This window comes from Streptomyces synnematoformans (assembly GCF_039531005.1).
Lineage (GTDB): Bacteria > Actinomycetota > Actinomycetes > Streptomycetales > Streptomycetaceae > Streptomyces > Streptomyces synnematoformans.
The window spans coordinates 1-8320 of sequence record NZ_BAAAPF010000304.1 but is presented as its reverse complement, the minus strand read 5'-3'; the positions used below and the strand labels follow the sequence as shown (position 1 = coordinate 8320).

General features: G+C 75.6%; 9 protein-coding genes and 4 tRNA genes. 7 read left to right on the top strand and 6 right to left on the bottom strand.

What is annotated here, in order from left to right; all coding sequences use genetic code 11:
* Positions 1 to 358, bottom strand: a 358-nt coding sequence (locus ABD317_RS29970; RefSeq protein ID WP_344293844.1) for a hypothetical protein, incomplete at its 3' end; no start/stop codon positions are given.
* Between the two features lie 128 nt (positions 359 to 486).
* Here ABD317_RS29970 and ABD317_RS29965 point away from each other — a divergent pair.
* On the top strand, positions 487 to 999 hold the full coding sequence (locus tag ABD317_RS29965) for a DsbA family protein (RefSeq protein WP_344293842.1): 513 nt from the start codon (positions 487 to 489) through the stop codon (positions 997 to 999).
* Positions 1000 to 1030: 31 nt separating this feature from the next.
* Here the strand turns inward: ABD317_RS29965 and ABD317_RS29960 are convergent, their stop codons facing one another.
* The 3 genes from ABD317_RS29960 to ABD317_RS29950 all read right to left on the bottom strand — a co-directional run bounded on the left by ABD317_RS29960 (position 1031) and on the right by ABD317_RS29950 (position 3900).
* Positions 1031 to 1861 carry a GNAT family N-acetyltransferase gene (locus tag ABD317_RS29960; protein WP_344293840.1) on the bottom strand — a complete coding sequence of 277 codons (831 nt, stop codon included), beginning with the start codon at positions 1859 to 1861 and terminating at the stop codon, positions 1031 to 1033.
* Positions 1862 to 1993: 132 nt separating this feature from the next.
* On the bottom strand, positions 1994 to 2833 hold the full coding sequence (locus ABD317_RS29955; RefSeq protein WP_344293838.1) for an aminotransferase class IV: 840 nt from the start codon (positions 2831 to 2833) through the stop codon (positions 1994 to 1996).
* Positions 2830 to 3900 carry a chorismate-binding protein gene (locus tag ABD317_RS29950; protein ID WP_344293836.1) on the bottom strand — a complete coding sequence of 357 codons (1071 nt, stop codon included), beginning with the start codon at positions 3898 to 3900 and terminating at the stop codon, positions 2830 to 2832. The genes ABD317_RS29955 and ABD317_RS29950 overlap by 4 nt, the downstream gene beginning before the upstream one ends.
* Before the next feature lie 193 nt (positions 3901 to 4093).
* Between ABD317_RS29950 and ABD317_RS29945 the strand changes: the two genes are divergently transcribed.
* From ABD317_RS29945 to ABD317_RS29920, 6 genes are all read left to right on the top strand, one after another.
* Positions 4094 to 4166: transfer RNA gene (locus ABD317_RS29945), tRNA-Gly, on the top strand.
* A gap of 26 nt (positions 4167 to 4192) precedes the next feature.
* Positions 4193 to 4263, top strand: a tRNA-Cys gene (locus tag ABD317_RS29940).
* Position 4264: 1 nt separating this feature from the next.
* A tRNA-Val gene (locus ABD317_RS29935) sits at positions 4265 to 4336 on the top strand.
* Between the two features lie 157 nt (positions 4337 to 4493).
* Positions 4494 to 5708: a GNAT family N-acetyltransferase gene (locus ABD317_RS29930; protein ID WP_344293865.1), complete on the top strand. Its 1215-nt coding sequence runs from the start codon at positions 4494 to 4496 to the stop codon at positions 5706 to 5708.
* A gap of 246 nt (positions 5709 to 5954) precedes the next feature.
* Positions 5955 to 7112, top strand: coding sequence for a S1 family peptidase (locus ABD317_RS29925; RefSeq protein WP_027757194.1), 1158 nt, complete (start codon positions 5955 to 5957; stop codon positions 7110 to 7112).
* A 152-nt stretch (positions 7113 to 7264) separates the two neighbouring features.
* Positions 7265 to 7336: transfer RNA gene (locus ABD317_RS29920), tRNA-Val, on the top strand.
* Positions 7337 to 7421: 85 nt separating this feature from the next.
* Here ABD317_RS29920 and ABD317_RS29915 read toward each other — a convergent pair.
* Positions 7422 to 7706 carry a TFIIB-type zinc ribbon-containing protein gene (locus ABD317_RS29915; protein ID WP_344293834.1) on the bottom strand — a complete coding sequence of 95 codons (285 nt, stop codon included), beginning with the start codon at positions 7704 to 7706 and terminating at the stop codon, positions 7422 to 7424.
* A 66-nt stretch (positions 7707 to 7772) separates the two neighbouring features.
* On the bottom strand, positions 7773 to 8320 hold a 548-nt coding region (locus ABD317_RS29910; RefSeq protein ID WP_344293832.1), incomplete at its 5' end, for a phosphotransferase.

Below are 8320 nucleotides of genomic sequence, written 5' to 3'. Positions count from 1 at the left end.
CGAGCGCGGGGCGGGACGGCGCGGGCGCCGCCGCCGGGGCCGGGGCCGTCGCCCCGCCCGCCTTGCGCTTGGCGCGCTCGCCGGCGAAGCGCTGGGCCACCCACAGCACGACGGCCACCGCCAGCACGCCGAAGCCGCCCCAGACGGAGGGCTTGAGGACCAGGTCGGTCGCCCAGTCCCCGGTGGCGGTGCCGACCTCGCCGCCGAGTTCGACCAGCCCCGCCATGGCCAGGCCGATGGGCAGCAGCGACAGGGCAGCGATCTTCGTTGCCCGCCGGAACCTTCGCCGGTACGCGGTCAGCATCGCGATCGCGAGCCCCGCCGCGGAGAGCGCGGCGCAGACGGTGGTGGTGAACATGCTTCCATCGTGCACCTGAATGCGCCGCGATTGCCATGGTGCGGCACGGCATGGGGGACATCTCCGGGTCGGACTCGTCCGCAGGACCGAGACGGCGGTACCCCGGGGGGCCTGGAAGACTGGCGGCCATGGAGAACGATGTGAACGGCGCGCCCGTCCTCGACGTGTGGTGCGAGCTGCAGTGCCCCGACTGCCGGACGGCGCTCACCGACGTGCGCGCGCTGCACGAGCGCTACGGGGACCGCCTCGGCATCCGGCTGCGCCACTTCCCGCTGGACAAGCACCAGCATGCCATGGCGGGCGCCCAGGCCGCCGAGGAGGCCGCGGTCCAGGGGAAGGGCTGGGAGTACGCGGCGGCCGTGCTGGCGCGGGTGGAGGAGTTCGGCAAGCGCGGCGAGCCGCTGCTGGTCGAGGCGGCGCGGCAGCTGGGCCTGGACGCGGAGGAGCTGGAGACCGCGCTGGTGGACGGGCGGCACTTCCTGGTCGTCGACGCGGACGTGGCCGAGGGCCGGGCGATCGGAGTCACGGGGACCCCGACGTACGTCATCGGCGGGGAGCGGCTGGACGGCGGCAAGAGCCAGGACGGGCTGCGGGAGCGGATCGAGCGGATCGCGGACCGGCTGCTGGCCGCCGCCGGCTGACCCGCGGGCCGGCGGCCGTTCCGTGCCGTGCTCAGTGGAGCGGCTTGCGCAGGTGGTACGCGGTCGGGCGGTAGCCCAGGGACTCGTACAGGCGCAGCGCCACCTCGTTCCCGGCGAAGACGTGCAGCCCCAGGGTGCGCAGCCCGGCCGCCCGGCACTCGCGCTCCGCGACGAGCATCAGGGTCCGGCCGTGGCCCCTCCCCCGGTGCTCCGGCACGACGACGAGGGAGTACACGTACGCGCCGGTGGCGATCAGCGGGCGCAGCGCGATCCAGATCGTGCCCACCGCCACCCCGCCGTGCTCCAGGACGCGCAGCGCCACGTCGGGGGTGGCGGCGCCTTCGGGGAGCAGTTCGTCGTGGTCGGCGCGCGCCCGGCTGCGCGCCTCGTCCGGGGCCATCCCCCGGTCCAGCCACCGCCGCGCGTAGGTGTCCGCCTCCGCGGTCCGCCACTCCGGGTACTCGGCCGCCGTCAGCGGCCGCACCACGGCCGCGGGGGGCGGCTCGGGCGCCTCGCCCGGCTCCTTGTCCATCGTCCGGCCGGTCTCCGTGTAGCCCAGCGCCGTGGCCAGCCGCAGGCCGACGGCCGCGCGGGCGTCGAGGCTGAGCACGATCTCCCGGCAGCCCCAGCCCCGCAGCACCTCCTCGGCGGCCAGCGCCGCCACCGTGCCGCGGCCGCGGTGCCGCTCGGGGCGGTGGATCCGCAGGGTGCGGACGCGGCCCGTGGCGGGGCCGAGGCGGGCGTCGGTGGCCAGCTCGACGTCGCCGACCGGGCGGCCGTTGACGCACACGGCGAAGGCGCGCGTCCGGCCGCCGTCCGCTTCACGTCGCTCGGCTCCGGTCGGGCGCAGGTGGGTCGTCATCGCTTCCCCTTCGTCCTCGCACCGCTCGGCGTCCCACGCTCCCCGGTCCACGGGATGACGGGTCCACAGGCCCGCGTGCCCGCATGACGGGGCCGCGTTCCTACGGATCCACGTTCCCCCGGCGCGACGTGATCACGGATCCACGTCCGCCGCGGACCGCTCGTCGAACACCCGCATCGCCTTCGCCGTGACCGGGCCGAGGGCGCCGGGCAGCTCGCGGCCGTCGAGGCGGCGCACGGCCTGCACGTCGCGCAGCGAGGAGGTCAGGAAGACCTCCTCCACCGCGCCGTCGGCCGCGAGCACCGAGAACGGCAGGTCCGTCTCCTTCGCGCCGGTCCACTCCAGCACCAGCCGCCGCGTGATCCCGGCCAGGCAGCCGGAGGCGAGCGGCGGGGTGTGCAGCTCGCCGTCGAGGACGACGAAGACGTTGGAGCCGGTGCCCTCGCAGAGCCGGTCGCGGGTGTTGGCGAACAGCGCCTCGCTGGCGCCGGCGTCGTGCGCGCGGGCCAGCGCGACGACGTTCTCCGCGTACGACGTGGTCTTCAGACCCGTGACGGCGCCGCGCTCGTTGCGCGTCCAGGGGACGGTGACGACGTCCGTCTCGTCCGGCCGGGGCTCGGCGGCGGCGAGTGCGACGACCAGCGTGGGGCGGCTGTCGTCCGGCCCGCCGCGGTGCGAGGACAGCGGTGCGGCGCCGCCGGTGTACGTCACGCGCAGCCGGCCGTGCGGCACGGGCTCGGCCGCCAGCACCGCCGCGCAGGCCCGGCGGACCTCGTCCGGGTCGGGCTCGGGCAGGCCGAGGCCGCGGGCGGAGCGGGCGAGGCGCTCCAGATGGCGGGTGAGGGCGAAGACGGTGCCCCCGGTGGCCTTGAGCGTCTCGAAGACGCCGTCGCCCACGGTGATGCCGTGGTCGAACACGGACACCCGCGCCTCGGCCACGTCGCGCAGCCCGCCGTCGAGCCAGACCTTCATGGGCGTACGGTCCCTCCACTCGTGACTTCCGCTTCCGACGCTACCCCGAGCAGCCGGGACGCCTTCAACTCGGTCTCCCGCCACTCCCGCTCCGCGTCCGAGCCCCAGGTGATGCCGGCGCCGGTGCCGAAGCGCAGCACGGGGCCGCCGGGCGCCGCCCGGTCGATCCAGAACGTCCGGATGCCGACGGCGAGTTCGCCGGTGCCGCGGTCGGCGTCGACCCAGCCGACGCCGCCGCAGTACGGGCCCCGGGGGGCGGTCTCCAGCTCGTCGATGATGCGCAGCGCGCTGCTCTTCGGCGCACCCGTGACGGAGCCGGCGGGGAAGGTGGCGGCGATCAGCTCCGCCCAGCCGGCGCCGGGGGCCGGCTCGCCGCGCACGGTGGAGACGAGGTGGACGAGGCCGGGGTGCTCCTCGACGGCGCAGAGGGCGGGCACGGTGACGGAGCCGGTGGTGCAGACGCGGCCGAGGTCGTTGCGCACGAGGTCGACGATCATGACGTTCTCGGCGCGGTCCTTGGCGGTGAGGTCGGCGGCGGTCCGGCCGGTGCCCTTGATGGGGCCGGACTCGACGGTGCGGCCGGCGCGGCGCAGGTACAGCTCGGGGGAGGCGGTGGCGACCTCGACGCCGTGCGCGGGCAGCCGGACGACGCCGGCGTACGGGGCGGGGTTGCCGCGGGCGAGGACCGCGCCGAGGGCGTCGACGTCGGCGGCGTCCGCGCCGGGGCCCGGGAGCGGGGCGGTGAGGATGCGGCACAGGTTGACCTGGTAGACGTCGCCGGCGGCGATGTGCTCCCGGATGCGGTGCACCCCCGCGACGTAGCCGGCGCGGTCGAGCGACGACGTCCACCGGCCGGCGCCCGGGCCGCGCCAGCGGTTCGCGCGCCGGGCATGGGGGTGCGGGTCGGGGCGCACGTCGCCGAAGCGCGCGCACAGCGGCTGTCCCTCGTACCCGACGACCACGGCCCACCAGCCGGAGGAGTCGAGCGCGGCCGGGTCGCCGGTCACGTCGCGCAGGTCGGAGGCGACGAGACCGCCGAAGCGGGCGAGCGGGGCGAGGCCGGGCACGTCGTGAGTCTAGGACGGCCGGCGGACACCGGCCCCCGGGCCCGGGCGGGCGCCGGGGCGGCCCGGGCGCGGGCCGGGCACAGGGCGGGCACGGGGCGGGGCTCGGCCGGGAAACGAATTTGAGCTGGCCCCGGAATCCGCTAAGGTTCATGACTACCGGAAGCGCCTCGTCGGCGCCTTCCGATCACGACCGGCGGACGTAGCTCAGTTGGTAGAGCATCACCTTGCCAAGGTGAGGGTCGCGAGTTCGAGTCTCGTCGTCCGCTCGATGGGGGTCTCACGGGCCCCCGCTGGTGGAGTGGCCGAGAGGCGAGGCAACGGCCTGCAAAGCCGTCTACACGGGTTCAAATCCCGTCTCCACCTCGGACGATTAGCTCAGCGGGAGAGCGCTTCCCTGACACGGAAGAGGCCACTGGTTCGATCCCAGTATCGTCCACGAGCCGACCGGCGACCCGGGTCCGCGAACAGCGGACCGGGGTCGCCTTCGTCTTTGTTGCGCGCCTCCGTCCACCCGGGTCCGGGAGCGGGCAGAGCGATGTGCACGGATCGGGCATGACGGATAGTGTCGGAATATGAACGACCGTGCTGACATTGTGGTCCGCGAAATACCCGAAAGTGACATCGACCGGGCTCAGGAGCTGGCCTATCTCGTCTTCCACGAGAAGCCGGCGGACGAGCTGCGCAAACGCCACCACGAATTCCTGGCGGGCTGCCTGCGCATCGGCGCGTACGACGCGGACACCCTGGTCGGCATGGTCGCCGCACTGCCGTTCACGATGAGCGTGCCCGGCGCCGAACTCCCCTGCCCCAGCCTGACGTTCGTCTCCGTCGCGCCGACCCACCGGCGCCGCGGGGTGCTCTCCGGGATGATCGCCGAGCTGTTCGCGCGGTGCGCCGCCGAGGGGTGGCCGATCGCGTCGCTGTGGGCGTCGGAGACCGCCATCTACGGGCGGTTCGGCTTCGGCCCCGGCACGTACGGCGCGACCGTCGAGATCGACTCCCGGGCGGCGCTGCGGCTGCGGATCGACCCGGACGAGCGGCCGCTGCGGCTGGTGGACCCGGCACACGCGCCCGCGCTGCTCGGCCCGTACTACGAGCGCACGCGCGCCGCGCGCGCCGGGCGGCCGGCGCGCAGCGAGGAGTGGTGGGCCAAGGAGTGGATGGCCGAGCGGGACCCGGACGACGAGGCCTTCTCGCCGCCGCGCGTGGTCACCCTCGGCGACCCCGTCGCCGGCTACGCCGTCTACCGCACGAAGGACAAGGGCGACCGCCCCGGCTCCCCCGGGCTCGTCCGCCTCGACGAGCTGGAGGCGGACACCCCGGCCGCGGCCGCGGCGCTCTGGCGCTACCTCGCCTCCCTCGACCTGACCGGCACGGTACGGGCCTGGGGCCGCCCGCTCGACGACCCGCTGCTGCTCTTCGCCGCCGACCGCGACCAGGTGCGGGTCACCAGCACGTTCCCGGCGCTGTGGGTGCGGCTCACCGATGTCGGCGCGGCCCTGCGGCGCCGCTCCTGGGCCGCCGGGGCGGACGTCGTGCTGGTGGTGGCCGACGCCGCGCTGCCGGCCAACGCGGGCACGTACCGGCTCACGGTCGCGCCCGGGGCCCCGGCCGCGTACGAGCGGACCGACGCCGCGCCGGACCTCGCCGTGGACGTGCGCGACCTGTCCGCCGCCTACCTCGGCGGCACCACCCTCGCCGCCGCCGTCCGCGCCGGCCTCGCGGCCGAGCACACCCCGGGCGCGGCCGACGCCCTCGACGCCGCACTGCGCACGCCGCTGCTGCCGCACACGGTCGAGGAGTTCTAGGGCATCCGGGGCCCCGCCCCGCGCGGCCGCGCCCGAAGCGGCGCACGCCCGGGGGCGGTCGGGCAGGAGCCGGACGCGGCCGTCTGCTCCCGTACGGGACCGGGCGGCCGCCTCTTTGACGCGTGCGAAAGGTCTGGACAAATATGCGGGCCCGTGCTGTGGTGGCAGCGCGCTGCATGAGAGCGCTCTCACCCTCTGTGTTCCACCCCCACTCAAGTCGAGGGAACTGCAGAAAGGTTCGCCATCGTGAGACGCACACCCGCAAGACGCACCCTCGGATTAGGGCTCGGTCTGTCCGCCCTCCTGCTGAGCAGCACCTGGGGCGGCGCCGCCGCGCTGGCCCCCGCCGCCGACGCGGACTCCGCGCGGCAGTTCTCGCCCGGACTGGTGACCGCGCTGCAGCGGGACCTGGGCCTGACGGCCGACCAGGCCCGCGAGCGGCTGGCCGACGAACGCCGGGCCGTCGAGGTCGGGAAGAAGGCGGAACGCGCCGCCGGATCCGCGTACGCCGGCTCCTGGTTCGACGCGGACAGCGGCCGGCTCACCGTCGCCGTCACCGCCCCGCGGCACGCGGACGCGGTGCGGGAGGCCGGTGCGGACGTACGCGTCGTCGAGCACAGCGCGGCGCGGCTGGACGCGGCGAAGAAGCGGCTGGACGAGCTGTCCGCCCCCGCCGGGGTGGCCAGTTGGCACGTCGACCCGCGCGCCAACAGCGTCCGGGTCGACGTCGTCGCCGACCGCCGCGACGACGCCGCCGTCCGCGCCTTCCTCGACCGGGCGCGCGCCGCGGGGCCGGTCGAGGTCGGCACGGTCGCCGAGGCACCGGCCACGTTCGCCGCCGGGACCGTGGGCGGCGACCCGTACTACACGGGCAACGTCCGCTGCTCCATCGGCTTCTCGGTGCACGGCGGCTTCGTCACCGCGGGCCACTGCGGCAGCCCGGGCGCGGCGGTGCGCGGCTGGGACGGCTCGCACATCGGCACGTTCCAGGGCTCGTCGTTCCCCGGCAACGACTACGCCTGGGTCAGCGTCGGCAGCGGCTGGTGGACCGTCCCCGTGGTCCTCGGCTGGGGCACCGTGCCCGACCGGCTCGTCCGCGGCTCCGCCGAGGCCCCGGTGGGCGCCTCCATCTGCCGCTCCGGCTCCACCACGCACTGGCACTGCGGCACGCTGCTGGCCAAGAACGAGACGGTCAACTACAGCGGCGGCGCCACCGTCCACCAGCTGACGAAGACGAGCGTCTGCGCCGAAGGCGGCGACTCCGGCGGCTCGTTCATCAGCGGCGACCAGGCGCAGGGCGTCACGTCGGGCGGCTGGGGCAACTGCAGCAGCGGCGGCGAGACCTGGTACCAGCCGGTCAACGAGATCCTCGGCCGCTACGGGCTGACGCTGCACACCGCCTAGCGCGACCGGACCGCGGCAGCGGCGCCCCGTGCCGGTGACCGCCCGCCCGTGCCGCCCGCCCGCCGGCGGGTGGCACGGGCCGTGCCGGCCACCCGATGATCATGGGCTTGCGATGCCGGACGGCGCGTGGAAGTATCTAGCCGCAGAAACCCGCGCGGTTAGCTCAGCGGGAGAGCGCTTCCCTGACACGGAAGAGGTCACTGGTTCGATCCCAGTACCGCGCACAGCAGACATACCCGCGTCGGACCGAGTCACGGCAGCGGAGCGGAAGGGCCGGAGCGAATCGCTCCGGCCCTTCCGCGTTCCGGGTCAGGACGAGAACAGCATGCGCGAGAAGCCGCCCTTGCGGCGGCCGTAGTGGCCGTGGCCGCCGTGGTGGCCGCCGCCCCAGCCGGGGGCCTGCTGCTGCGGGTAGCCCTGGGCCGCCGGCGGCGGGGGCGGCGGGGCCTGCTGCGCCCACTGGGCCTCCAGGCGGGTCAGGGTCTCCAGCTCGCCGTAGTCGAGAAAGATCCCCCGGCACCCGCTGCACTGCTCGATCTGAACGCCGTTGCGGTTGTACGTCTGCATCGGCGCACGGCACTTGGGACACTGCATGGTCGCCCTCAACTCCTCAGTCTCCAGGCCGCCGCGGATGACGGTCGGCGGCCATGGCTGCACAGCCTACGACGGGCCGCCCGAGCCCGTCCCGTCCCCTGTCGCGTCCCCCATGGCGGCGATGCGGGCGCAGGCGGCGAGCAGGTCGTGGTCGGTGTCGTCCAGGGCCCGTACGCCCGTCGCGGCGTCCACGAGGGCGCGGGCGGCGAGCTGGACGGTGACGGCGCGGGCCGGGACGTCGACCTCGGGCGGCCAGAGGTCGTCGCCGGGGGCGACGGCGGGGCCGCCGGCGGCCCGGTAGCCGGCGAGGAAGGCGGCCCAGTCCGCCGCGGGGATGAGACCGGTGGCGTAGCCGGCGGCGGGGCGGGCGAGGTCCCAGGCGGGCTCGCCGACGCCGAGGTCGTCGACGTCGATGAGGTGCCAGGGCCCGCCGGTGGCGGGGTGGCGTACGAGCTGGCCGAGGTGGAGGTCGCCGTGGCAGAGGAGGGCGCGGGGCTGGGTGCGGGGCTCCGCGTCGCGGGCCCAGGCGGGCAGGTGCTCCCAGGCGCGGAGGACGAGTGCGGCGGCGGGCGTACGGGCCGGCGTCGGCGGGTCGGCGGGCCGCGACGCCGTAC